General features: G+C 58.1%; 24 protein-coding genes and 4 tRNA genes. 22 read left to right on the top strand and 6 right to left on the bottom strand.

Annotation, left to right across the window (positions count from 1 at the left end):
• Positions 1 to 53: 53 nt before the first annotated feature.
• The 5 genes from RDW26_RS01335 to rpmH form a co-directional block, all read right to left on the bottom strand.
• Positions 54 to 593, bottom strand: coding sequence for a R3H domain-containing nucleic acid-binding protein (locus tag RDW26_RS01335; protein ID WP_042432302.1), 540 nt, complete (start codon positions 591 to 593; stop codon positions 54 to 56).
• 76 nt (positions 594 to 669) lie between these two features.
• A complete protein-coding gene (locus RDW26_RS01330) occupies positions 670 to 1461 on the bottom strand; it encodes a YidC/Oxa1 family membrane protein insertase (protein ID WP_042432299.1) in 792 nt (263 codons plus the stop codon).
• A gap of 54 nt (positions 1462 to 1515) precedes the next feature.
• Entirely contained in the window at positions 1516 to 1710 is a 195-nt protein-coding gene (gene yidD / locus RDW26_RS01325; protein ID WP_258795731.1) for a membrane protein insertion efficiency factor YidD, read from the bottom strand.
• Between the two features lie 51 nt (positions 1711 to 1761).
• Entirely contained in the window at positions 1762 to 2088 is a 327-nt protein-coding gene (gene rnpA, locus RDW26_RS01320) for a ribonuclease P protein component (protein WP_081468856.1), read from the bottom strand.
• Between the two features lie 11 nt (positions 2089 to 2099).
• Positions 2100 to 2234 (bottom strand): 50S ribosomal protein L34, encoded by a 135-nt coding sequence (gene rpmH / locus RDW26_RS01315; RefSeq protein ID WP_042432297.1) that lies wholly within the window; start codon positions 2232 to 2234, stop codon positions 2100 to 2102.
• A gap of 537 nt (positions 2235 to 2771) precedes the next feature.
• Here rpmH and RDW26_RS01310 point away from each other — a divergent pair.
• From RDW26_RS01310 to gyrA, 8 genes are all read left to right on the top strand, one after another.
• Positions 2772 to 3212: a hypothetical protein gene (locus RDW26_RS01310; protein ID WP_307982203.1), complete on the top strand. Its 441-nt coding sequence runs from the start codon at positions 2772 to 2774 to the stop codon at positions 3210 to 3212.
• A 198-nt stretch (positions 3213 to 3410) separates the two neighbouring features.
• Positions 3411 to 4523 carry an ATP-binding protein gene (locus tag RDW26_RS01305; RefSeq protein WP_307982202.1) on the top strand — a complete coding sequence of 371 codons (1113 nt, stop codon included), beginning with the start codon at positions 3411 to 3413 and terminating at the stop codon, positions 4521 to 4523.
• A gap of 81 nt (positions 4524 to 4604) precedes the next feature.
• Positions 4605 to 6359 (top strand): chromosomal replication initiator protein DnaA, encoded by a 1755-nt coding sequence (dnaA, locus tag RDW26_RS01300; protein WP_307982201.1) that lies wholly within the window; start codon positions 4605 to 4607, stop codon positions 6357 to 6359.
• Between the two features lie 364 nt (positions 6360 to 6723).
• Positions 6724 to 7824, top strand: coding sequence for a DNA polymerase III subunit beta (gene dnaN / locus RDW26_RS01295; protein WP_114620671.1), 1101 nt, complete (start codon positions 6724 to 6726; stop codon positions 7822 to 7824).
• A 15-nt stretch (positions 7825 to 7839) separates the two neighbouring features.
• Complete coding sequence (gene recF, locus RDW26_RS01290) at positions 7840 to 8964, top strand: DNA replication/repair protein RecF (protein WP_307982200.1); 1125 nt, start codon at positions 7840 to 7842, stop codon at positions 8962 to 8964.
• Entirely contained in the window at positions 8961 to 9551 is a 591-nt protein-coding gene (locus RDW26_RS01285) for a hypothetical protein (RefSeq protein ID WP_307982199.1), read from the top strand. Before recF ends, RDW26_RS01285 begins: the two co-directional genes overlap by 4 nt.
• Before the next feature lie 139 nt (positions 9552 to 9690).
• A complete protein-coding gene (gyrB, locus tag RDW26_RS01280; protein ID WP_307982198.1) occupies positions 9691 to 11652 on the top strand; it encodes a DNA topoisomerase (ATP-hydrolyzing) subunit B in 1962 nt (653 codons plus the stop codon).
• 9 nt (positions 11653 to 11661) lie between these two features.
• Positions 11662 to 14394 (top strand): DNA gyrase subunit A, encoded by a 2733-nt coding sequence (gyrA, locus tag RDW26_RS01275; protein WP_307982197.1) that lies wholly within the window; start codon positions 11662 to 11664, stop codon positions 14392 to 14394.
• Between the two features lie 190 nt (positions 14395 to 14584).
• Here gyrA and RDW26_RS01270 read toward each other — a convergent pair whose 3' ends face one another.
• Positions 14585 to 15094 (bottom strand): bifunctional nuclease family protein, encoded by a 510-nt coding sequence (locus tag RDW26_RS01270; protein WP_294362460.1) that lies wholly within the window; start codon positions 15092 to 15094, stop codon positions 14585 to 14587.
• Between the two features lie 205 nt (positions 15095 to 15299).
• On the opposite strand from RDW26_RS01270, the gene RDW26_RS01265 reads away from it, so the two are divergent.
• From RDW26_RS01265 to rplI, 14 genes are all read left to right on the top strand, one after another.
• Positions 15300 to 15376, top strand: a tRNA-Ile gene (locus RDW26_RS01265).
• Positions 15377 to 15447: 71 nt separating this feature from the next.
• A tRNA-Ala gene (locus RDW26_RS01260) sits at positions 15448 to 15523 on the top strand.
• A 115-nt stretch (positions 15524 to 15638) separates the two neighbouring features.
• The gene (locus RDW26_RS01255; protein ID WP_307982196.1) at positions 15639 to 16199 is read left to right on the top strand and encodes a J domain-containing protein; all 561 of its coding nucleotides are present in this window, start codon (positions 15639 to 15641) and stop codon (positions 16197 to 16199) included.
• 9 nt (positions 16200 to 16208) lie between these two features.
• Positions 16209 to 18020, top strand: a complete 1812-nt coding sequence (gene typA / locus RDW26_RS01250; RefSeq protein ID WP_294415255.1) for a translational GTPase TypA — start codon at positions 16209 to 16211, stop codon at positions 18018 to 18020.
• Between the two features lie 286 nt (positions 18021 to 18306).
• A complete protein-coding gene (locus tag RDW26_RS01245; RefSeq protein WP_307982195.1) occupies positions 18307 to 19521 on the top strand; it encodes a peptidylprolyl isomerase in 1215 nt (404 codons plus the stop codon).
• Between the two features lie 81 nt (positions 19522 to 19602).
• Positions 19603 to 20418 (top strand): ATP-binding cassette domain-containing protein, encoded by an 816-nt coding sequence (locus RDW26_RS01240; RefSeq protein ID WP_307982194.1) that lies wholly within the window; start codon positions 19603 to 19605, stop codon positions 20416 to 20418.
• A gap of 73 nt (positions 20419 to 20491) precedes the next feature.
• A tRNA-Ser gene (locus RDW26_RS01235) sits at positions 20492 to 20583 on the top strand.
• A 76-nt stretch (positions 20584 to 20659) separates the two neighbouring features.
• Positions 20660 to 20752: transfer RNA gene (locus tag RDW26_RS01230), tRNA-Ser, on the top strand.
• 246 nt (positions 20753 to 20998) lie between these two features.
• The gene (locus RDW26_RS01225; RefSeq protein WP_294415249.1) at positions 20999 to 21472 is read left to right on the top strand and encodes a MarR family winged helix-turn-helix transcriptional regulator; all 474 of its coding nucleotides are present in this window, start codon (positions 20999 to 21001) and stop codon (positions 21470 to 21472) included.
• Between the two features lie 134 nt (positions 21473 to 21606).
• Complete coding sequence (locus RDW26_RS01220; protein ID WP_307982193.1) at positions 21607 to 22149, top strand: hypothetical protein; 543 nt, start codon at positions 21607 to 21609, stop codon at positions 22147 to 22149.
• 343 nt (positions 22150 to 22492) lie between these two features.
• Positions 22493 to 22786 (top strand): 30S ribosomal protein S6, encoded by a 294-nt coding sequence (rpsF, locus tag RDW26_RS01215; protein ID WP_042432258.1) that lies wholly within the window; start codon positions 22493 to 22495, stop codon positions 22784 to 22786.
• 49 nt (positions 22787 to 22835) lie between these two features.
• Entirely contained in the window at positions 22836 to 23303 is a 468-nt protein-coding gene (locus RDW26_RS01210; protein WP_114620663.1) for a single-stranded DNA-binding protein, read from the top strand.
• Positions 23304 to 23321: 18 nt separating this feature from the next.
• Positions 23322 to 23582: a 30S ribosomal protein S18 gene (gene rpsR, locus RDW26_RS01205; protein ID WP_042432253.1), complete on the top strand. Its 261-nt coding sequence runs from the start codon at positions 23322 to 23324 to the stop codon at positions 23580 to 23582.
• Between the two features lie 15 nt (positions 23583 to 23597).
• Complete coding sequence (rplI, locus tag RDW26_RS01200) at positions 23598 to 24125, top strand: 50S ribosomal protein L9 (protein ID WP_281624589.1); 528 nt, start codon at positions 23598 to 23600, stop codon at positions 24123 to 24125.
• The last annotated feature ends 114 nt before the right edge of the window (positions 24126 to 24239 follow it).

Genomic DNA, 24239 nt, shown 5'->3' with positions numbered 1-24239 from the left:
GCGGCCTGATAAGTTCTTGCGATATCAGCCAAGAACCGAATAGAAGCAACTGCCTAGAGCGGGACAACCACGACGTGACGCGCGGAACCCTCGCCCTCAGATGCCGTCTCAACGCGCTCGTCGTCACGAAGGGCAATGTGCACGATACGACGCTCGTACGGAGTCATAGGACGAAGCTTCACGCTGCGATGCTGCTTAGCAGCCTTTGCGGCAGCGTTACGAGCGATGGACTCAAGCTTCTCTCGCTGACGGTTCTTGTAACCCTCAACGTCGACGATGACGGGGTAGCGGAAGCCCATAGTGCGAACGGTGATGGCGGACACCAGGAACTGCAACGCATCAAGGGTCTTGCCGTGACGGCCAATGAGAACGGCCAGGTCGTCACCGGTGATATCGAGGATAAGCTCGCCTTCATCGCCTTCGTACTCGTCGATGGTGACCTCACCGACGTCGAAGTGCTTCAGGATGTCCTGGATGGTTGCAATGGCGGTATCCGCGATGCGATCGAGATCCTCGTCGCTGATGCCGTCTTGTTCGACCTGGGCGTCTTGAGCCTCTTCTGCGGTCAATTCCACGTTCTCTTCTTCTGCCATTTGCAGCTCCTTAGAACTAAAAACCACAGTGCGCGGTGTTTCACGTGAAACACCGCGCACCATTACGCAAAATCGATTAAGCGTGCTTTTTGGAGGTGTCCTTCTTCTTCGGACGCGGCTTCTTGGCCTTGCGGGTAACGTCGACCTCGATCGGCTTCACCTCGATGGTCTCCTCCTTCTCCGCATCGCGCTTCTTCATGAGGCGCATGGAGATCTGCTGCTGGCACACGCCGATGATGGAGGAAACGCCCCAGAACAGAAGAACGCCAGCGGGGGAGCTCCAGCTGATCCACAGCATGAACAAGCTCATGACGCCAGCCATGATCATGGTCTGGTTGCGCTGCGGGTTATCCTTCTGGCCCATCTGCATCAAGATCATGGGCAGGAACGTAGCGCCGGCGAACACGACCATAAGGATGAGGTACGGAAGGAACGTGCCGAAGCCGCCGGCAACCGCACCGGACGGCGTCATAACCAGGTTGGGAACCAGATTGAAGAACTGGTAGCCCTCGTCGGAACCCAGATAGTTCGGCATCTCACGCAGCACCTGGAACAGGGCGATGAAGATAGGCATCTGCAGGAGCATGGGGAGGCAGCCGGCCAAGGGGTTGAACTTAGCATCAGCGTAAAGCTTCTGCATCTCCTCCTGCATGCGCTGCGGGTCGTTGGCGTACTTCGTCTGAATCTCCTGCATCAGAGGCTGAACCTTCTGCATCTGGTAAGAAGACTTCGTCTGCTTATGCATCAACGGGGAGATAAGCACACGGAAGATGATGGTCACGATGATGATAGCCAAGCCCCAGTCTTGGCAGAAGCCAAAGAAGAATTGGATGATGTCGAATATCCAGTTCTTGAACACTTCCCACATACTATGGTTTTCCTTCCTTTAACCGACAAAAAGCCGCCGGCTGAAGCCCCGCCCTTACGGAACGGGATCGTAGCCGTGCGGCCCTCCAGGTCGACACCGTAGAATACGTTTTACCGTCAGCCTTAAGCCCTTTGCGAAACCGTAGCGTTGAAACGCGATGAGCCCATATTCCGAGCACGTCGGGGTAAAACGGCAGCACGACGGGAACATAGGCGAGATCGCCGCCCTATAAAAGGTAATGAGAAACATAGCCACCTTACACGGTATGCTTCCGAAACCTTTCTTCATTCCAATCAGACCCTACCGAATTCCAGCGCGTTTCAGCGCTTCGTCGCATGTTTCGAGCACTTTACTATACTTAGCGCGGCAAATACCCGACTTCGCGAGAAATATCACATCGAGATTCGGGAATGGGCCGCCCAGCTCATGGCAAATAGCTCTCATTCGACGTTTCGCGCTATTACGCCATACAGCGTTACCGGATTTTTTTCCTGCAATAAAAGCAACACGACCGTGAAGGCCGTGCTGCTTCGCTGGTAACACTATGAGCGTAAGGTACGGTGTACGCAGGCGCTTTCCGCTAGAGAACAGATCGGAGATGTCCGCTTTGGACTTGATAGTCTCCAATCGAATACTCTTTACACGCAGAGACGCTTACGACCCTTAGCACGGCGAGCAGCCAGAACCTTGCGGCCGCCCTTGGTTGCCATGCGGGCACGGAAGCCGTGGCACTTGGCACGCTTACGAGTGTTAGGTTGATAGGTGCGCTTCATATCGTTTCCCTTTCATGGTTTAGAGCAACTTGTTGAGTATAACCGGAACAGCACAGCTGTCAAAAGGTTTTTACCTATATATGCCAGCCGATGCACAAGATACCCACATTATGAAAGCCCACCTGCGAAAACACGAAGTTTTCCACAACATTGCCCATGCACTGGAAAACGTTGCTTTCAACAATTCATTGGGGGATTGAAAACTTGGGTCGCAACATCTAGTGGAGACGTCTTTCCAGCAGCTCGAACGCATCAGCATGAGAAAAAACGGGGTATCTTCGGCACCGATTGGAGATACCGATCTCCGCATCCAGCAGAAGCGTTTCCGACAGCCTAAGGGGAGACCACACGCGAAGCGATCTCAATCCGCGTTCGGCAATCCGGGGAAAACCATGCGCGAAGAATGCCCACCAAGCACCTCGGCGACGCCAAATCCAAATGGCAGAAGGGCGGAAGTTGAAAACCAGATTGAGCAATGAAACGAAATTCAACAAGAACGAACCTTCATAACCGATCGCTGCCGCCAATAAGAAGGAAATGCGCCCCGAAACCCGCAACCAACGGCTGAAAAAACAATCTTCTCCCCAGCAGCCGATTCCAACGATTGTGGAAAACGTTGAAAACTTGGAATTCATTCGAAAACCGCTGTGGAAAAATATCGAAACGCGCGTTTTCGGATTGCTCAAAACCGTAAGCAAGCAAGCGATTGACCAGGCAATTAAGCATGCGTATGGTTTTCAACACGCTTCTGAGCAGGCATTTTTCCGTTCTTTATGGCACCATCATGATACTTTTCGTTGGAACGCACAACTGACCTGGTGCTTTCCGACTCCTGTAGCAAAACCCTCTCACCGGCTGAAAAAACCCGTCGAAACTTGTCGGAACAAGCTGGAATTTCAACAATGTCGAAAACCTTTACACCTCAGTTTTTCACACTTATTCGAGTTTTCATTCCAGTTTTCAACAATCTTTGAATAGAAAGTGGAAAACGAAGGAAACAATGAGTTCATCGTTGTGAAAAACTTTCAATCGATAGTGATTTTTCCACATTCGATTCCGGAATTTGCCCAGTTGAATGGAATTCAACTGGAAAAGAGGGTACACTTTTCAAGGATTTTTCCCGAAAATGTGTAAAACTTTGGAAAACAACGAATGTGGAAAGCGGTAAAAGCGCAGATGAGCGAGCAAGAACAGCATCAGGAATCGCCTGAAAACAACGATGATGAGGGTTTCGACTTCACTCACGTGAATTCGGTTGCACGCATCGCCCTATACGACAACTTGCTGAGCGCGCCGCGTGTCACCGAAATCCAGCCCGCTCCCACCGGCGAATTCATCGAAAGCCTGGCAACGAACGTATACCAGCAATCGCAGGCGGCAGGCGGCACCATTCCCTATACGGTTATCCGCGAGGTTTCGGAGAACTTCATACACGCACGATTCCAGGAAGCCACGGTATCCATCCTCGATCACGGCTGCACCATCCGTTTCGCAGACCAGGGGCCGGGCATCGCTTGCAAAGACCGTGCGCAACTGCCCGGATTCACCTCCGCCATCGAGCCCATGAAAAGCTACATCCGCGGCGTAGGGTCGGGCCTTCCCATCGTGAAGGAATATCTCGACTTCACCCACGGCACCATCAGCATCGAGGACAACCTCGGCACAGGATCGGTAGTCACCATCAGCGCCAACGGCAGTAACCCGCAGCTTCCTAAGGAGCTGGAGATCGACCACGTCGAGGAGGACGAGGACGCAGAGCATCCCGAACCCACGGCGCCGCGCTATCGAATCGCCGAGGAGGATCACGAACCCGCATACAACGCCCAGCCCGCATACGCTCAGCCTTCAGCTCAATACGCACCGGGGTTTGCGGCCCAGCCGCCTATGCAGGCATATCAGCAGGCTCCGCAGATGGCATACGCAGCCCCTCAGCAGTTCGCGCAGCCCGGATACACGGCGCCCGCTCAGCAGGGCTACATGCAAGCACCCATGCAGCAACCGATGGGTTACCCCTACGGCCAGCAAATGCAACAGCAACCGCAGATTCAGCCCGCACCGGTGGATGCACAGCCGATCATCGCGTCCCTGTCCCAGCGCGAGAAGGACTTCCTCGTCATCTACCTGAAAGAAGGGGTGCTGGGTGTATCGGACGTGGTCAAACTGACCGGAGCAGCGCAATCAAGTGTGCATAACACGCTGAAAAAGCTGGAAGGTATCGGCCTTTTGAAAATGTCCGGCAAAAAGCGCATGCTCACGAACCTGGGCATCCAGGTTGCGCAGCTGCTGTAAAACACGGCGACTATCAGTTTTCAACGAACCGAAACCGCGCAAGGCGAACACGCCCGAGCGCGCATGATCGAAGGCCTGCTTATGAACACGGAAGAAATCAATCAGCTATGGGCGGAGGTATGCAGCCGCGTTAAAAGCTATGAGGGAATCATAGGCCCCCAGGTGGATGCGCTGTTCAGCCAGCTATTTCCCCAGGCCGCAAGCGACGGGTTCATGATGCTGACCGCTAATACGGAATTCATCAAGAACTTCATCGAGCGCCATTACATCGACCACATCAAGCGCGCCCTCGAAGAGATTCGCGGGGTGCCTTTCGACGTGCTCATCGGCATCGACGAATCGCAGGCTCCTGCACCGCAAGCTGCACCGGCTCCAGCAGCCGCACCCGCTCCGGCCGCAGCGCCGGCGGCAGCAGCGCCGGCCGCAGCCCCCGCGCCCGCACCGCAAATGACAGCGCAAACCACTGCTACGGCAGCAGCCGATCCCGTCACCGCACAACAAGCAACAGTCCCCGCGACAGCGACGATGCAGGCGACCGAAGCGCCGGCCGCGACGCCGGCCCAAACGACAGCGCAGCCCAATCCTGGCCAGCCGGCAGCCCCGGCGCCTGTCTCCATTGCAGTACCGGCTACCGCAATGGAACAGCAAGCCACCGCTGCCCCAGCAAGCGCACCGGAGCAGCAAACCGCCCCAGTGCCCGTCGCCACCAGCCCGCAAGAACCCGCCCCGCAGGCCATCCCGGCTGACAGCGCCGCGGCCGGTCAACCTGCGCCGAACAACTCCGTCACCTCGACGCTCACGTTCGAGAATTTCGTCATCGGCGACTCGAACCGCATGGCGTATTCCATGGCCGTCTCCGTTGCCGAAACCCCGGGCAAACCGCACCTGAACCCGTTGTTCATCTACGGAAGGTCGGGCCTGGGCAAGACGCATCTGCTTCGGGCTATACAGAACTACATCAACAGCAACATGCCCAACCTGCAGGTCGTCTACAAAGACTCGAATGAGCTGCTCGAGGACTACATGGACGCATCCGCGGCGCACGACACGGAGAAGTCCAGCTACAAGAACTTCAAGATGTACTACGAGGAAGCCGACGTCCTCCTTGTCGACGACGTCCAGCAACTGCAGGGTAAGAAGCAGACGCTCGACATCATGTTCCAGATATTCAACAAGCTGACAAGCCAAGGCAAGCAGGTCGTTCTCTCCGCCGACCGCGCGCCGAAGAACATCGACATCGACGAACGCTACAAAACGCGATTCAACTCCGGCGGCACATTCGACATCCAGCCGCCCGAGATCGAGACCAAGCTGAGCATCGTCAAAAGCTTCATCCGCGAATACGAGGATATGGAGCAGTCCGGGCCCATCAACATGCCCGAAGACGTGCAGATATGCATCGCCGAGAGCTCAGGGTCGAACATCCGAGAGTTGAAAAGCGCGGTGACTAACGTCATCGTCAAGATGAAGTGCGGGGAAGGCTCGGATATCACCGTTGCCGACGTGCGCAAATTGCTGGAGAACCACTTCTCAGGCGGCCCCAGCAAAAGGCTCACCGCAGACGACATCCTGAAGGTGACGGAGGACTTCTTCAAGGTCAGCCACACCGACATCGTGGGAAAGAAGAGGACGCGTAACATCGCCCACGCGCGCCAAACCGCCATCTACCTGTGCCGACAGCTGCTCGACATCCCCTACGGGGACATCGGGAAGAAGTTCAACAGGGACCACTCGACCATCATGTATTCGGTAGGCAACATCGAAGCGAAGATGAAGGAGAACCGCGTAGCCCGTGAGGAGATGGAAGCGCTCAGACAGATCATTCGCGAGCTATAACGCAACACCATCGAGGGAAACGCAATGTTTCACGTGAAACAACCAGGTTGAACAGGCACTTTAAAGGATTCGGGAAAACATGGGGATAAACATCGTAAAACATGGCGAAAACCATCGAACTCAAGAGGAAAGATAATGTAGTCAATAATCGCGGTGGATGGAAGGAACAGGCAACCCACATTTGAAGTTGAATTACTTTTCAAGAATGACATGGGGTTTTGCGAGTTCTCAACATTTCCACCGCGCTTATTATTACTGCTATTCAAAAACCTATTATTAAAAGAAAAGCATTGAAGATAAATAACAACGTTGCATGAACCATCTATCATGGAGCAACGCCTTACGTAAAAGGAAAGAGGAGCCAGTGAAATTCAGCATCAACCAATCGGAACTGCAGGATGCGCTCGCCGTTGTGCTCAAGGGCATTGCCACCCGTTCCACGCTGCCCATTCTTTCGGGTATCTACCTTGATGCCCATAACGACAACCTGACGCTGCAGGCAACCGACTTGGAGCTGTCCATTCAATTCACCATCCCTGCCTTGGTGGAAGAGGAGGGTCGCTCGGTATTTCCCGGCAAGCTGTTCTTCGATATCGTGAAGAACCTGCCCGATGCCGCCGTGCATGTTGAAACGGGCGAGGATTCCGCCGTCATCACGTGCGACGCATCCTCGTTCTCCATCAAGACGTTGGATGCCGAGGACTTCCCGGGATTCCCTCATGTTGATACGCAGCAGGCTATCTCCATCCCGTTCTCCCAATTCTCGTCCATGGTCAAGCGCGTGGCACGCGTGGTTTCCAAGGACGAGAGCCGCGCCATCCTCACCGGCGTGCTCATCACGTTCGAGGGCGAGACGCTGAAGATGGTGGCAACCGACTCCTATCGCCTTGCCATCACTGAGGCTCAGCTTGGCGAGCCCGCGGCCGAGGGCTTCCAGGCCGTCATCTCCGGCTCGTTCCTGCAGGAGCTTGCTTCCCTGACGCGTACGGACGATCCGCTGACCATCGCCTTGGCGGAGAACCAAATCGTGGTCACCTATCACGATACTGTGTTCATCAACCGCCGCATCGAGGGCAATTTCCCGAATTATCGTCAGCTGCTGCCCGATTCCTATGCGACGCGCGTTCGCCTCAACGTGAGCCACCTTGTCTCCGGCGTGAAGCGTACGTCGATTCTGGGTCAGCAAAGCTCGCCGGTGAAGTTCGCCATCGACGTGGAAAGCCAGACCGTGCAGCTTTCCGCCGCCGCCCAGGATGTGGGTAGTGCTCAGGAGACGCTGGCGTGCCAGGGCGAGGGCGAGAACGTCGAGATCGCCTTCAATTACGCATACGTGCTCGACGGCTTGGGTTCGGTGAACACCGATGACGTGTTCCTGGAAGTCCAGTCGGGCATGAAACCGGGCATCTTCAAAGCCGGCGAAGGCGAGAACTTCCTGTATCTGGTCATGCCTGTGCGCATCTCCTAACAACGAAGGCGTTGCATGAGCCTTCGCATCAAAGACGTTTCGTTCGACGATTTCCGCAGCTATGAGCATTTCCGCTTGAGCGACATCGGGCCCCTGACCGTGCTGGTGGGGGCCAATGCCGTCGGCAAAACCAACGTCGTGGAAGGGATTCAGCTGCTTACGGCGCAAACGTCGTTCAGAAATCCCACCGGAGTGCAGCTTGTGCGCGATGGCGCCGATTTTGCGCGCTTGCATGCAACCGCCGCCGACGAGAACAGGTTGCTGGATCTGGGCCTGACGATCGAGGCAGGGAAACGCCGGTTCACCCTCAACGGCAAGCAGAAACGAACGGCGGACCTGAAGGGCGTCATCCCCTCGGTCGCGTTCACCCCTGACGATCTGAACCTGGCGAAGGGTTCGGGTACCACCCGCCGCAACGCGCTCGACGCCGTGGGGTCGCAGCTTTCGCGCAACCATTACCTGATTCGTCGAGACTTCGACAAGGTGCTGCGTCATAAGAACTCGCTGCTGAAAGACGAGGCATCGCCGCTTTTGCTGGAGAGCCTAAACGACCTGATGGTCACCTGCGGTGCTCAGCTGGTGTGCTATCGGGCGGCCCTGTTCGGCAAGCTGGCGGCGTCTATGGCAAGCTATTACGCCGAGATCGTGGGGAATCGGGAGGCGCTGTCGGCCCGTTATGCGCCGTCGTGGCTTGCCGAGGGCGAATGGCTCGATGCCGGCGAAACGCTCGACCGTGACGAGGCCCGCGAACGTTTCGCCGCAGCTCTTGCGGGGTCGATGGCGCAGGAGCGTGCCCGTCATCGCGCGTTGGTGGGACCCCATGCCGACCGCATCGAGTTCTTCGTCGAGGGGCGTCCGGTGGGCGTGTACGGAAGCCAAGGCCAGCAGCGCTCGGCGGTGCTGGCGTTCAAGCTGGCGGAAGTCACGCTTATCTGCGATCTTCTGGGCCAGCAGCCGGTGCTGCTGCTCGATGACGTGATGAGCGAGCTCGATGAGCAGCGCCGCCGCGCGCTGGTGAAGTTCGTCTCAGGGGATATCCAAACGTTTATAACCACGGCGAACCTGGCGTATTTCGACGAGGATCTGCTCGCAGCGGCCCGCGTCGTGCGCTTGCCCCTTGAGCAGAAGGACGGTGAATGATGGCCGATCTCGGCAGCGGGCTGCAGCAATTGCTGCGAAGCCTCGGCGCCTCCGGCGCGCAGGCGGCGCGTTCCCAGCGCGTTGCGGAGGTGCACGTGCGCTGGAAGTGCGCGGTGGAGGCCGTGTATCGCGATTCGGCGCCGCTGGTGCTCGATCACACCAATGGCGTGTATATCATGAAGCCCGAACAGGCCAACGACCCCATGGCGGCGCGCGTGCCCGCAGGCAAGACCCTGCTCGTGGTGTATTGCGACGATGCCATGATCCGATCGGACATCGATGCCCGCCAGGAAATGCTGAAGATCCGCCTTAACGAGCAAGGCGAGCATGTGGCCCTGTTCTCCATCAAGCCCGCCCGCTTCGATATGAAGGCCCGCCATCCGTTTCGCGAGGAGGCGGCGCGCGCCGCGCAGCAGGCGGCTCAGGCCTCGCGCACTCCGGAGCCGCTTATCAGCTCCGAGGCCGCGGCCCGTTTGCGCGAGCAGGCCGCCGGCGTTGAGGACAAGCGCCTCAGGGAATCGATTTTGAAAGCCTTGGAGGCAAGCGAAAAGCCGGAAAGCTCAAAAAACGGCAAAAGTGGTCTTTAGAGCGAAAATCATGCCTTAGAAGGCATCTGAAGGCCTGTAAAGGGCGTGGAGAGCCCCGGTGCCAAGACGCGTTGTGGTAGAATTAATAGGTTCCAGAACCATCCGGAATCGAAACATTCAATACTAGAGGAGCGTGTCAGTGGCAGCAAAACCTGATCATTACGACGGCTCGGACATTCAGGTCCTCGAGGGCCTCGAACCCGTTCGCAAGCGTCCTGGCATGTATATCGGCTCCACGGGCCCGCGCGGTCTCCATCACCTGGTTTACGAGGTTGTGGACAACGCGGTCGACGAGGCTTTGGCCGGTTACTGCAGCCATATCGAGGTGACCATTCACCCCGACAACTCCATCACCGTCTCCGACGACGGACGCGGCATCCCGGTCGATGAGCATCCCAAGGAGAAGATCCCCACGGTCGAGGTCGTCCTGACCGTTTTGCACGCCGGCGGCAAGTTCGGCGGCGAGGGGTACAAGGTGTCCGGCGGCCTGCACGGCGTGGGCGTGTCGGTTGTGAACGCGCTGTCCACGCGCGTCCAGGTGAACGTGCGCCGTGACGGCAAGGAATACCAGATCGCCTTCGAGCAGGGCAAAACCTGCGAGAAGCTGCACGAGGTGGGCACTTCCGACCACACCGGCACCACGGTCACCTTCTGGCCCGACCCCGAGATCTTCACCGAGACCACCATCTACGATTACAGCGTGCTTGCCGCGCGTTTCCGCGAGATGGCCTTCCTGAACAAGGGTCTGAAGATCACGCTGACCGACGAGCGGGCAAACCCGAGTCTCATCGTGTCGGATGTCTCGCCCGAGCCGCATAGCGACGTGTTCCAATACGAAGGCGGCATCATCGACTTCGTGACCTATCTTAACGAGGGCCGCGAAACGCTGAACAAGCCTATCTACTTCGAGGCCGAAAGCGCCGACGGCACGGTCGAGGTGGCCATGCAATGGTCGACGTCGTTCTCCGCGAACTCCGTCATGGCATTCGCCAACAACATCAACACGCATGAGGGCGGCACGCACCTTGATGGCTTCAAACAGGCCGTCACGCGCACCATCAACGAGTACGCGCGCAGCAAGGGCATCCTGAGGGAAAAGGATAACAACCTCTCCGGCGACGACACCCGCGAGGGCTTGGCCGCCGTCATCTCCGTGAAGCTGCACGACCCGCAGTTCGAGGGCCAGACGAAGACGAAGCTCGGCAACTCCGAGATCCGCCCGCTTGTCCAGAACGCCGTCACACAGGGTCTGGCCGAATACCTGGAGGAGAACCCCGCGCCGGCCAAGCGCATCATCGGCAAGGCAACGCAGGCCCTGAAGGCCCGCGAGGCCGCCCGTAAGGCCCGCGAGATGACGCGCCGCAAGGGCGTGCTCGACTCGTTTGCCCTGCCGGGCAAGCTGGCGGACTGCTCGTCCAAAAAGCCCGAAGAGTCCGAAATCTTCATTGTAGAGGGCGATTCCGCAGGTGGCAGCGCCAAGCAGGCGCGTGACCGCAAGACCCAGGCCATCCTGCCGCTGCGCGGTAAGATCTTGAACGTCGAGCGTGCCGGCCTGCACCGTGCCCTGTCCAGCGATACCATCAGCTCGCTTATCACGGCCATCGGTACGAACATCGGCGAGGATTTCGACGCCGATCAGGCGCGTTACCATCGCATCATCATCATGACCGATGCCGATGTCGACGGTGCGCACATCCGCATCCTGCTGCTCACGTTCTTCTATCGTTACATGCCCGAGCTCATCAACCGCGGCTACGTCTACATCGCATGCCCGCCCATCTTCGGCGTGAAGAAGAAGAACACGCGCTCCACGAAGATCGAGCGCTACATCTACGACGAGAACAGCCTGGGCCGCGAGCTCGAGGAAATGGGCGGTTCCGAGAAGTTCGACGTGCAGCGTTACAAGGGCCTTGGCGAGATGGACCCTGAGCAGCTGTGGGAAACCACCATGGAGCCCGCCACCCGTACGCTTCTTCAGGTGAGCATCGACGATGCCGCCGAGGCCGAGCGCACGGTCAGCGAGCTTATGGGCGACCAGGTCGAGCCGCGCAAGGAGTTCATCCAGAAGCACGCCCGCGACGTTAGATTCTTGGACATCTAGGAGAATTGAATGGCAGATAACACTGACAACCGCGATGGCCAGGGCGGCGAGGAGCTTCCCGACGACCTGAAGCGCTTGGTCGATGCCGCTGGGGAAGACGCGGCGGACGCCGGCGAGCAGGACGTCGAGCAGCCCGAGCCCGGCCATACGGTGACGTCGGGCCCGGTGTCCGAGGAGGACAAGGCCCGCTCGCTCATCGACATGTCCACCGTCGCTAACCCCCATGGCTCCATCATCGAGGACGCCAACGGCGGCGAAGGCACTACTGTTCGTGCGGCATATCTTGGCAAGGAAATGGCTTCTTCGTTCCTGGAGTATTCCATGAGCGTCATCGTCAGCCGCGCCCTGCCCGACGTGCGCGACGGCCTGAAGCCGGTCCATCGCCGTATCCTGTACGCCATGAACGAGTCCGGCTACACGCCGAACCGCCCGCATATGAAGTCGGCCCGTACCGTCGGCGACGTCATCGGCAAGTATCACCCGCACGGTGACTCCGCCGTGTACGACACCATGGTGCGCTTGGCCCAGCCGTTCAGCATGCGCGTGCCGCTCATCGACGGCCATGGCAACTTCGGCTCCATTGACGGCGACTCGGCTGCAGCAATGCGTTACACCGAGGCGCGTCTGGGTAAAGCGGCTATGGAGCTGCTGCGCGACCTTGACAAAGAAACGGTCGACTTCCAGCCCAACTACGATGAAAGCCTGGAAGAGCCCACGGTCCTGCCCGCGCGCTTCCCCAGCTTGCTGGTAAACGGCTCCAACGGCATTGCCGTCGGCATGGCCACCAACATCCCGCCGCATAACCTCGGCGAGACCATCGACGCCACGTGTATGATGCTCGACAATCCCGAGGTGACCACCGCCGAGCTCATGACCGCCCTTCCCGGTCCGGATTTCCCGACCGGCGGCATCATCATGGGCAAGAAGGGCATCCTGGACGCCTATGAGACGGGTCGCGGTAGCCTTACCGTGCGCGCGAAGTGCAAGATCGAGGAGGGCAAGAACGGCAAAAGCTCCATCGTGGTCACGGAGATCCCGTACCAGGTGAACCGCCAGCGCTTGCTCGAGAAGCTCGGCGAGCTGGTTCGCGAGAAGAAGCTTCCCGAGATCTCGAACATCCACGACGGCGCCGACCGCCACGGCATCGACATCATCATCGAGCTGAAGAAGGACGCCATCCCGCAGGTGGTGCTCAACAAGCTTTACAAGCACACGCAGCTGCAGGTGGGCTTCGGCGTCATCATGCTGGCGCTCGTCGACGGCGTGCCCCGCGTGCTCTCCCTGAAGGAGACGCTGCACTATTACATCGCCCATCAGGAAGACGTCATCGTGCGTCGTACACGCTACGAGCTCTCCAAAGCCGAGGAGCGCGCCCATATCTTGGAAGGCTATGTAGTTGCCCTCGACCATATCGACGAGGTCATCAGCATCATCCGCTCATCGCAAACCGATAAGGAGGCGGCGGCTCGCCTGACCGAGCGCTTCGGCCTGACCGATAAGCAGACCACGGCCATCCTGGAGATGCGCCTGCGCCGCCTGACCGGTTTGGAGCGCGAGAAGATCCAGTCCGAGTTGGAAGAGCTTCGCGAGAAGATCGCGTACTACAACCGCGTGCTCTCCGATCCTCAGCTGGTGCGCGACATCATCAAGGAGGAGCTGCAGGAGATCAAGAAGAAATTCGACACTCCCCGCAGAACGCAGCTCTCCGATGCCGCCAAGGACTTGGATGTCGAAGACCTCATCGCCGAGGAGAACATGGTGGTCACGGTCACGAAGGCCGGCTACGTCAAGCGCCTGCCCGTTGCCACGTACCGCCAGCAGAAGCGCGGCGGCAAGGGCATGCAGGCGGTGAACCTGAAGGACAACGACTATGTCGAGCACCTGTTCGTCGCGTCCACGCACTCCTTCATGCTGTTCTTCTCCACGAAGGGCAAGGTATACCGCCTGAAGGTCTACGAGCTGCCCGAGGCGTCGCGTCATGCGCGCGGCACGGCCATCGTGAACCTGCTGCCGCTTGAGAAGGGCGAGACCATCAGTGCGGTTATCGCGACGAAGGACTTCCCGGCAGACGAGTATCTCATGTTCGCCACCGAGCACGGCATGGTGAAGAAGACGTCCATGGAGCAGTACGACCGTACGCGTCGCGACGGTCTTATCGCCATCAACCTCAAGGACGACGACCGCCTTATCAGCGTGCGCCGCGTGGCTCAGGGCGAGAACGTCATCATGGTGTCGTCAGCTGGCAAGGCCATCATGTGGCCCGAGGACGAGGTTCGCGCCATGGGTCGCGGCACCATGGGCGTGCGCGGCATGAACGCGCCGGCGGACGCCAAGGTGCTCGGCATGGAGATCGCGCGCCCCGAGACCGACTTGTTCGTCATCACCGAGAAGGGCTACGGCAAGCGCACGCCTATCTCCGAGTATCCGTCGCACCATCGCGGAGGCCAGGGCGTCTTCACCATCACCATGACGGAGAAGAAGGGCTTGTTGGCCGCCATGAAGATCGTCGGGTCCGATGACGAGATCATGATCATGTCCGAGGAGGGCGTTGTGGTGCGCACTTCCGTCGAGGGCATTTCCGAGCTCGGCCGCTCCACGCAAGGCGTACGCGTCATGAACGTGGCCGAGAACGACCGCGTGACCGCGGTTGCCATCGCCGCCCACGGCAAGAAGAAGCGTGCCGCTAACGCCGACGGCGCCGAAGAGATTGACGAGACATCCATCGACGAGATGGAAGAGTAGCCAGCCAGCTAGCTACCGACATATGCAAGCTTGTAAGAGAGCCGCTCCGTTTGGGGCGGCTCTCTTGTTGCATGGGTGCATTGTTGTCTGGCCGCATGGGATGTTTCACGTGAAACATCTTGATTTAGGGTACAGCCGACCTGATTTATCGCGGGAGCTTATACCTCGCGCGTGGGCAGCCTGATCGGCGTTACGAGAAATCCTTCGGATCGAGGTTCTCCAGGAATGAGCGGAACTCCTCAAGCTCCTCTTCGGCAGATTCGTCCTCGATGGGCTTGCGAACGATATAGGGATACGAAGCGCGCTCGAGCACGTCCTCGTTGATATAGATCGGCGAATCCTCGCGCAACGCCAGGGAGAGCGCATCGCTGGGACGAGCATCAAGTTCGATAAGCCTTCCGTGCTGGCGCAGCGTAAGCTTTGCGAAGAACAAAGATCCCTTCACCTTGTCGATAAGGACGTGGTCGACGCTTGCGTCAAGATTTGTAAGGGCGTCGAGAAGCAGGTCGTGCGTAGTAGGGCGTGCCACCTTGGTATGGGTGACCGCCAGATGCAGTTGAGCAGCTTCGGCGGCACCCACCATGATGGGAACGATGCGCGATGTTCCAGGCACGGGGCTTTCCTCGATAGGCTGCAACACAAGGATGGAAGGACCCGGAGCGCTTCCGACGATGATCTTTTGCACGGCGATGGGAACCAAGCCTGCTCCTAACTATAAGCGTTTCGCTCATATATGAAATCGAGCCCTTCAGGTAGCTCTATATAAGGGATTATACGCGTGATTAAGGCTCTGACCTGCGGTTTCTTCTGTAAAACTGCGGTTGGAAAAAATTTTCCTAAAAGTTGAAAATTCTTCTTGACCATTCTTGGAAACCCTGGTTATAATAAACGAGCACTTTTCGAAGGGGCCCGTAGCTCAGTTGGTTAGAGCGCACGCCTGATAAGCGTGAGGTCGCTGGTTCAAATCCATTCGGGCCCACCAGTATTTGCGATAAACGCTCCACCGTGAGCCGAGTTTGCCGGTGGAGCGTTTATTATTGTAAAGTGCGAGTTGGGGGTTTAGCTCAGCTGGGAGAGCGCGGGCTTTGCAAGCCTGAGGTCAGGGGTTCGATCCCCCTAACCTCCACCATTTAAGATTATTTGCAGGTCCGGAAACGGGCCTGCAATTTTTTTGTCCGCAGGTCCGTTAACGGGCCTGCTTTCGTATCGGGGTAGGAAACGGTCGAGCTGGTAAGCGAGGTGTCATGAACCGTCTGGAAGCATTGCGTGCCTTAGGGTTGGACGAGGACGCTACCGACGAGGATATCAAGACGGCTTATCGCGAAACGGCGCAGATCCTGCATCCCGACCGCTTCGCTACCAATAAAAAGCTGCAGGACCGGGCAACCGAGCAATTCAAGAACTTGCAGGAGGCCTACGATTTCCTGACGTCATCCAAAGGTCGCAGGAAAGCAGGCGGCTCCTCGTCCTCGGGGCGTTCGACGCGCGCGGCTTACGACGATGTCGATGCCCGTCTCGCCGGCATAGCCGCGGCCAGGACGCAGCTAGTGCGCCAACGCGATGCGGTGTACGACGAACGCCGCAACGGCATGGGAATGGCGGCTATCGGCGGATTGGTGGCTTTGTTCTGCGGCCGACGCCCTTTCGGGTTGTTCGGTGTGGTTGCGGCTATTGCCTCGACTGCGGCTATTTGGGGAATTGTCCAGGTGGTATCATCGCAACGTTCCATCAACACGCTTACCGAGCATATTGAAGAATTGAATAGGGAAGAGCGCAAAATCGCGCAAGAATCTGAAGAGGAGTAGCACACCCGTATGAAGCAAGAAGGCCTTCGCAACGTTGCCATCATCGCGCACGTCGACCATGGCAAGACCACGCTGGTCGACCGCCTGCTGTGGTCGTCCCACGTGTTCCGCGAGAACCAGGAAGTGCAGGAGCGCGTCTTGGACTCCAACGATCAGGAGCGCGAGCGCGGCATCACCATCCTGTCCAAGAACATCTCCATTCACTACAAGGGCGTCAAGATCAACGTCATCGACACGCCTGGCCATGCCGACTTCGGCGGCGAGGTGGAGCGCGTGCTGAACATGGCCGACGGCGCTCTGCTCATCGTCGACGCTTACGAGGGCCCCAAGCCCCAGACCCGATTCGTTCTCTCCCACGCCCTCGAGCGCGGTCTGCGCATCGTGGTCGTCGTGAACAAGATCGACCGTCCCAACGCCGATCCCGAGGGAGCCGTGGACAAGGTGTTCGACCTGATGGTCGAGCTGGGTGCTTCAGACGAGCAGCTTGACTTCCCCGTGGTGTACGCTTCCGCGGTCAACGGCTACGCACGCTTGGAGCCCGAAGACGGCAACATGGACATGATCCCGCTGCTCGACACCATCATCAACGAGATCCCGTGTCCCGAGGTGGATGCCGAGGGTCCGGTGGCCCTGCAGGTCTGCACCGTCGACCACAGCAGCTACGAGGGTCGTATCGGCGTCGGTCGCCTGCATAGCGGCACCCTGCACGAGAAGGAGCAGGTGCTGGTCGTGCAGCCCGACGGCAACCAGTACAACGCCACCATCCGCAAGGTCTACACCTTCGAGAACCTGGGCAAGACCGAGGTTCCCGAAGCCCATGCCGGCGATATCGTTGCCGTGATCGGTGTCGAGGCGGCGGATATCGGAGACGTGATCACCGACCCCGAGAACCCGGTGGAGATGGAGCCCATCGCTGTCGAGGAGCCCACCATGGCGGTCGTGTTCGAGGCTTCCACCAGCCCGCTGGTTGGCCGTGAGGGTGACATCGTCGGCGCCCGTCAGCTCAAGGAGCGCCTCATGCGCGAGAAGGAGAGCAACATCTCCATGCGCATCGACGAGACCGAGGACAAGTCCGGCGTGCGCGTTGCCGGCCGTGGCGTGCTGCATCTGTCCGTCCTTATGGAGACCATGCGCCGCGAAGGCTTCGAGTTCCAAGTCGGTCGCCCGCAGGTCGTGTATAAGACCGACGAGCACGGCAACAAGCTCGAGCCGATCGAGGAAGCAACCGTCGACGTGCCGAACGACTACTCCGGCAAGGCCATCGAGGTCATGGGCACCGCCGGCGGCATCATGGAGGACATGTTCTCCGACGAGAGCATGACGCACTTGACCTTCAGCATCCCGTCCCGCGGCACTATGGGCCTGAAAACCCGCATCCTCAATGCGACGCACGGCGAAGCAGTGCTGTTCCACCACTTCCGTGAGTACGGCCCGTATTCCGGCGAGATGGACGGCCGCAAGAACGGCTGCATGATCGCCATGGCAACCGATAAGGCCGTCGCCTACGCGCTTGATACGCTGCAGCAGCGTGGCCGCTTGTTCGTCAAGCCCGGCGACGAGTGTTACGAGGGTATGATCGTCGGCGAGTCCGCCAAGGAAGGCGACATGGTGGTTAACGTGTCGAAGACGAAGAACCTGGGCAACCAGCGTTCCTCCACTGCGGACAAGGCCATCCAGCTGACCCCGCCGATCACCTTCACGCTCGAAGAGGCGCTGGAGTACATCGAGGATGACGAGCTGGTGGAGGTCACTCCCGAGTCCATTCGCCTGCGCAAGCGCATCCTGAGCACCATCGAGCGCAAGAAGGCGAACAAGAAATAGCGCAAAAGGCGTTTTCGAAACGACTTCGTATTCGAGCGTGGTTTGGTTGAGCGGCGGCAAAGCGCGACAGAATCAGCTTGAACCTCAAAAGGCGGCCTCCGGGCCGCCTTTTCTATAGGGAAGTACCTCGAATACTGTAGGAAAGCCCAGCTCCTGTGAAACCTGCATGGGCATATTGTGCTGGAAGAAAGGCGAATTCCGCCGTGTGGGAAAATACGCACGAGGCATTCGATTTGACCGTCGGACGCGTCTGTCCAGCGGTTTCATGCGTTTGAGGAAGGGTTTTATGAAGGCATCTCGCATTATCTCAACGGTTTGCGCGATGGGTCTTTCGGCGGCGTGCATCATGGGCGTTGCCGGTTGCTCCAGCAATAACCAGAACTCCGGTTCGGGCGCGGTGGCCGCCACCATTAACGGTACCGAAATCTACGAGGACACGGTTACCGACTATATTCAAAGCGTTCGCGAGCAGCAGGGTCTGACCGACGAGGACTCCTGGGGTAACTACCTGGCGCAGATGGGCACCGATCCGGCAGGCGTGCGCGAGCAGATCATCAACACGTACGTCACGCGCGAGCTCATCAATTCCGGCGCCGAGGAAAAGGGCATTACCGTCGACAGCTCCGAGGTCGATAGCTATGTCGACAAGATGAAGTCCAACTACGATAGCGACGAGAAGTGGCAGTCCGCCCTCGAGCAGGCTGGCATGACCGAGGATGAGTATCGTTCCGAGATTGAGCTGCAGTTGAAGGCAAAGGAGCTGTACAACACCTTCACTTCCAGCGAGGAGCCTTCCAACGACGACATGCTCCAGTACGCGCAGATGTACGCCAGCGCCTACGACGGCGCCAAGCGCTCCAGCCATATCCTGTTCGATTCCGATGACGAGGCAACCGCTCAGGACGTGCTGAACAAGATCAATTCCGGCGAGCTCGACTTCGCCGAGGCTGCCAAGCAGTACTCCAAGGACACGGGCTCCAAGGACGCCGGCGGCGATGTGGGTTGGGATAAGACCAGCTCGTTTGTGCAGGAGTACACCGATGCGCTGAGCGGCCTTGAGAAAGACCAGGTCAGCGGTCTGGTTACCAGCAGCTATGGTATCCATATCATCAAGTGCACCGACGTGTACAACGCTCCGAAGGAGAAGGCCGATGACGGCACCGAGACGGTGAAGATCACCAGCCTCGACCAGATCCCTTCCGAGTGGCAGGAGACCATCAAGGAGTCGCTGCAGTCGCAGGGACAGACCACGAACTATCAGAACTGGCTGAAGGAGAAGAAGGAATCTTCCGACCTCAAGATCAACGACATGCCCTCCGGCCTGCCCTACGACGTTGATATGTCGAAGTATCAGACCGAGGATTCCAACAGCACCGATAATGCCGATACTAACGTTTCGGCTGCTGACTCGACGGACGGCGACGCCTCTGCCAGCACGGATGGCTCCGTTGACAACTCCGCCACCGCTGCCGACGCAGACGGAAAGTCTTCGGCAAACTAGCCTGCAAGGGCGCGTGAAGCAAGTATAAGAAGGGAACCCGTTTCAACGGGTTCCCTTCTTCGTTTTGGAAGGAATGGGTGTATGAGCGAAGAAAACACCGAAGTGCAGCCGCTGTTCGAGCTCAACGATGCCGAGGTTGTGAGAGCGGGCCGTACAATCCTGCACGTTGATAAGTTCTTGCTTGCTAAAGGGGAGAACATCGCGCTTTTGGGTCCGAACGGCGCTGGTAAATCGACGTTTGTGAAGCTGATCACTAGGGAAGTGATGCCGCTCTATCGTGAGCAGCCCCCGGTGAAGTTCAACGGCAATCCGCGCGCGACGTTGGTGGATGTGCGTAAAACGCTGGGTATCGTGTCGTCTACCATGCAGGCGCAGATTAACGTCCATCTGCCTGCCGTGGATATCGTCGAAGGCGGCCTGTTCGGCACGCTCGGCCTTCCATGTCACGTCCACCCGGATGAGCGCACGCATGCGAAGGCGCTTGAAGCTATGGAGATGCTGGGGGTGGCGAAGCTTGCCGATCAGGACATCATGACCATGTCGAGCGGTCAGGCGCGCCGTGTGCTCTTCGCTCGCGCTCTCGTGCATGACCCGAGCACGCTGCTGCTTGACGAGCCGTGCACGGGTTTGGACCCTGAAGGCATGTATTACGTGCGTTCGAGCATGCGCGATCTCGCAAGGGCGGGCAAGGGAATCGTGCTGATCACCCACTATCCGGAGGACATCATCCCTGAGATCAAGCGTTTGGTCCTGGTCAAAGAAGGAAAGTTGTTCGCTGATGGCTCGAAAGAGGATATGCTGACCGACCAGATGATGAGCTCGCTGTTCGACGTTCCGCTGCAGGTTGCGAAAAATGGCAAAAAGAATGAGTATTTTTCTCTTGTGAGTTCGTACTAGATAGTGTAGAATACCTAAACGCTGCATGAGCGCACGAGAGAAAACGTGAAAGCGATGCAGGCTGTAAGCAAGCGGAGAGATGACCGAGCTGGCCGAAGGTGCACGATTGGAAATCGTGTATACGCCAAAAGCGTATCTGGGGTTCGAATCCCCATCTCTCCGCCAGATTATTCCGGCGGAACCTTTACGGTAACGCCTTTTTTGTAGGTCGGCATAAATACCCAGCCGGCCCACCCCACGCGGAGGGGTGGCAGAGTGGTTGAATGCGGCGGTCTCGAAAACCGTTTCACCGGCAACCCCGGTGACGAGGGTTCGAATCCCTCCTCCTCCGCCAGGAAACTTGAAGCCCTTGCAAATGCAGGGGCTTTTTCATTTTCCAGGTAGTCGCACGATTGCTTTGGGGTTTTCAAGAAACACCTTATTCATGAATAATTATATCTATGAATATAACCTGGGAAAATAGTAATCCACGGAGTGTTTATGGATAACGTGTTTCACGTGAAACATCGTGTGAACAACACTCATATACTTAGGTTATTCGAAGACTACCCTTACCTTATCGGCATGGAAAGGAACCACCATGAACGAAGCCGCAAAGTCTTTGGCTCAAATGAAGAAGGCAAACAAGCTCGTCCGCTTGGCATTCCGCAAGAACGGTCCGAAGAGCTTCAAGCGCGGTCAGGGCGCACTGCTTCAGGCCCTGCTGGCCGACAGTGGCGCTACGCAGCGCGATCTCACCAAGACGTTGGGCATGAACCGCAGCAACCTTAAGGACATCGTGAAGAAGGCCGAGCGCAACGGTTATGTGACCATCGAGTCGGTCGATCAGCCGCGCACTTACGCGGTGAAACTTACCGATCTTGGCCGTGAGCTTGCCGAGAAGCGCGTTGCAGCCAACGATAAGACTGCCGAGGATATCATCTCCTGCTTGAGCGCCGAAGAGGTCGCCCAGCTCGACGCCATCACCGAAAAGCTGATCCTGGCGATGAAGGATAAGGGCATCTGCGGCAAGAAGAAGGGCTACAAGGTGCGCCGCAAGCGTCATCGTCGCTAAAACCTGAACGCGGATTTTCAGCGGTTCGTTGCAATAACGATATCGCGGGTCGAAAGCCACGCTACACTGGATGCATCATGAAATGCATGCGGGGGCGTGGCTTTCGCATTGTAAAGAATCGAAAGGATACGGCAATGGCTGATCGCGTCGTTGAAAATCAGGATAACGAAGTTCCCGAGATCCCCGAGATCTTGGAGAAGGTGCTGCTGTTCTCGCTGGATGAGGCGAAGCAGAAGTTGACCCAGAGCAGCGAAGTGGTCCCCTTCACCGCGCTGGCGGTCAAAGAGAACCTGTTCATCGAGAACCACCCCGGCGAGTCCGTGGAGGCGTGTTTCAACGCAGCTCGCCATACGGTGCAGCATGCCCAGGGCGCGCAGGCTTATGCGCTCTGCTACGACGGTTACGTCGAGGTTGACGAGGGTACGAAGGATGCTCTTATCGCCGAGGGCGGCGTGCCCGGCGCTGACAAGGGTTTCGCAGTGGGTTATCTGTACGAGTGCTCCGAGGACGGCACCGTCGAGTTCGAGGATGAGCCGGCGTACATCGGAGAGGCCCCGAACTTCATGATCGCTCTGAAGGCCCCGGGCGAGTACAGCGATGACGAGATCGACGAGAAGTACACCGCAGAGGACGAAACCGAGTTCGATATGGTGGACGAAGGTTCCGAAGAGGAATAGCCAAAACACAGGCAAGCCATGCAAGCTTATTCAGCCAAGCTAAAAGATGGCGGATAGACGCGAAGGCGGTTCACCAGCAAGGTTCAGGTGAACCGCCTTCGTCATTTCGACAAGGGTTCTGCAAGATGGCGTGCCTATAGTTGGAGATGCGGGCAGACGGCGGGCTGTGGAGCAGGGGCCTGCCGTCTGAGGTGCGGCGATGTGTTGAAACGGTGCAGAAGAAAGAAAGCAAGGTGAAAGGCTGGCATTAAGGAATCGGGCTTGATAATATAATCAGGCTAATTCCTGCCCCGGTGTATGCCTTCACCAGCCCGGGGCCGTAAAGTCCAAAGGAGGTGAGCTGATGAAGGCTTACGAACTGCTGTTTATTATTGCTCCGTCTACCGACGAGGAAACCCGTGCAAATACGATGAATCGTATCCAGGGCATTATCACGTCCGCTGAGGGTTCCGTCGACAACGTTGACGAGTGGGGCAAGCGTAAACTCGCTTACGAGATCAATGGTCTGACCGACGGTGTCTACACCCTCATCGATTTCCACGCTGATCCCGCCGAGGTTGCAGAACTCGATCGCGTGCTGCGCATCTCTGATGTCGTTGTTCGCCACATGATCGTAAAGCGCACCGACCGCGAATAGGATTACGTAGGGGCCCACAAGGTCCCAGCATGAGAAGAGGTAGATACACATGAGCATCAATCGTGTCATGATCAGCGGAAATCTTACGCGCGACGCCGAAATTCGTTCCACGCAAAGCGGTATGGCCATCCTGGGGTTCGGCGTTGCGGTCAACGACCGCCGCAAGAACCAGCAGACCGGCGAATGGGAGGACTACCCGAACTTCGTCGACTGCACCATGTTCGGCACCCGTGGCGAGAAGCTGCAGCCCTACCTTACGAAGGGCACGAAAGTGGCCATCGAGGGCAAGCTTCGTTACAGCTCGTGGGAGCGCGATGGTCAGCGCCGTAGCAAGCTTGAAGTGATCGTCGACGAGTTGGAGTTCATGTCCAGCCGCAACGGCAACAACGCCAACCAGGGTTACGACAACGGTATGACCGCAGGTTATGCCCCGCAGCCCGCTCCGATGGCCGCTCCCGTTGCAGCTCCGATCGTAGATGCCTCTGCTTCGGTTTACGACGAAGACATCCCGTTTTAAGCGAAAGAGGTTTACCAAATGTCCGACTACGCGAAGCAGCCTCGTCGCAAGTACTGCCAGTTCTGCAAAGAGGACGCGGAGTACATCGACTACAAAGATACTCAGATGCTGCGCAAGTATGTTACCGACCGCGGGAAGATCAAGCCGCGCCGCGTGACGGGTGCCTGCACCCAGCACCAGCGTGACATCGCGAACGCCGTGAAGCGCGCTCGCGAGATGGCTCTGATGCCCTACGCGGTTCCCGCAATTAGCGGCCGCGGCGACCGCCGCAATCGCTAGGCGCAAGGAGGAACCATGAAAGTCATCCTGCTCCAAGAGCTCAAGGGCAAGGGCGGCGAAGGCGACGTCGTGGACGTGGCCCCCGGTTTTGCCAACAACTACCTGATGCCTCAGGGCATCGCCATCCTGGCTACGAAGGGCAACCTGAAGCAGCTGGAGATGCGCAAGAACAACATCGCCAAGCGTGAGGCTACTCGCCTGGCCGATGCTGACAAGCTGAAGTCCGTGCTCGACGGTGCTTCCGTGAAGGTCGACGCGAAGGTCGGCGAAGAGGGCCAGCTGTTCGGCTCCGTCACCGCCACCCAGATCGCCGAGGCCATCAAGGAGGCTCTGGGCGTGGAGATCGACCGCCGTCGCGTCGAGGCTGGCAAGGCTATCAAGACCGCCGGTCAGCACGAGGTCGTCATCTCCATCTACCGTGACATCAAGGCCACGGTTACGCTGCTGGTGGGCATCGACGAGGTTGCTGCCGAGGAAGAGGCCGAAGAGGTCGAGACCGAGGCTGTCGCCGAGGAGGCTGCTGCTGAAGAGGCCGCTGAATAACTCAGCGCTTTAAAGCGAACTAGCAAATCCCCCGCACACTAGTGCGGGGGATTTTTTTATTTAATGACTTCAGTCTGGCGCGCGCGTAGCCGCGCCAAGTAAACCGCCCGCTAT

The organism is uncultured Senegalimassilia sp., assembly GCF_902464545.1.
In the GTDB taxonomy this organism is placed as follows: Bacteria; Actinomycetota; Coriobacteriia; order Coriobacteriales; family Eggerthellaceae; genus Senegalimassilia.
Note: the sequence above shows the minus strand (reverse complement) of the source record. Positions and strands in the feature narration are given on the sequence as shown.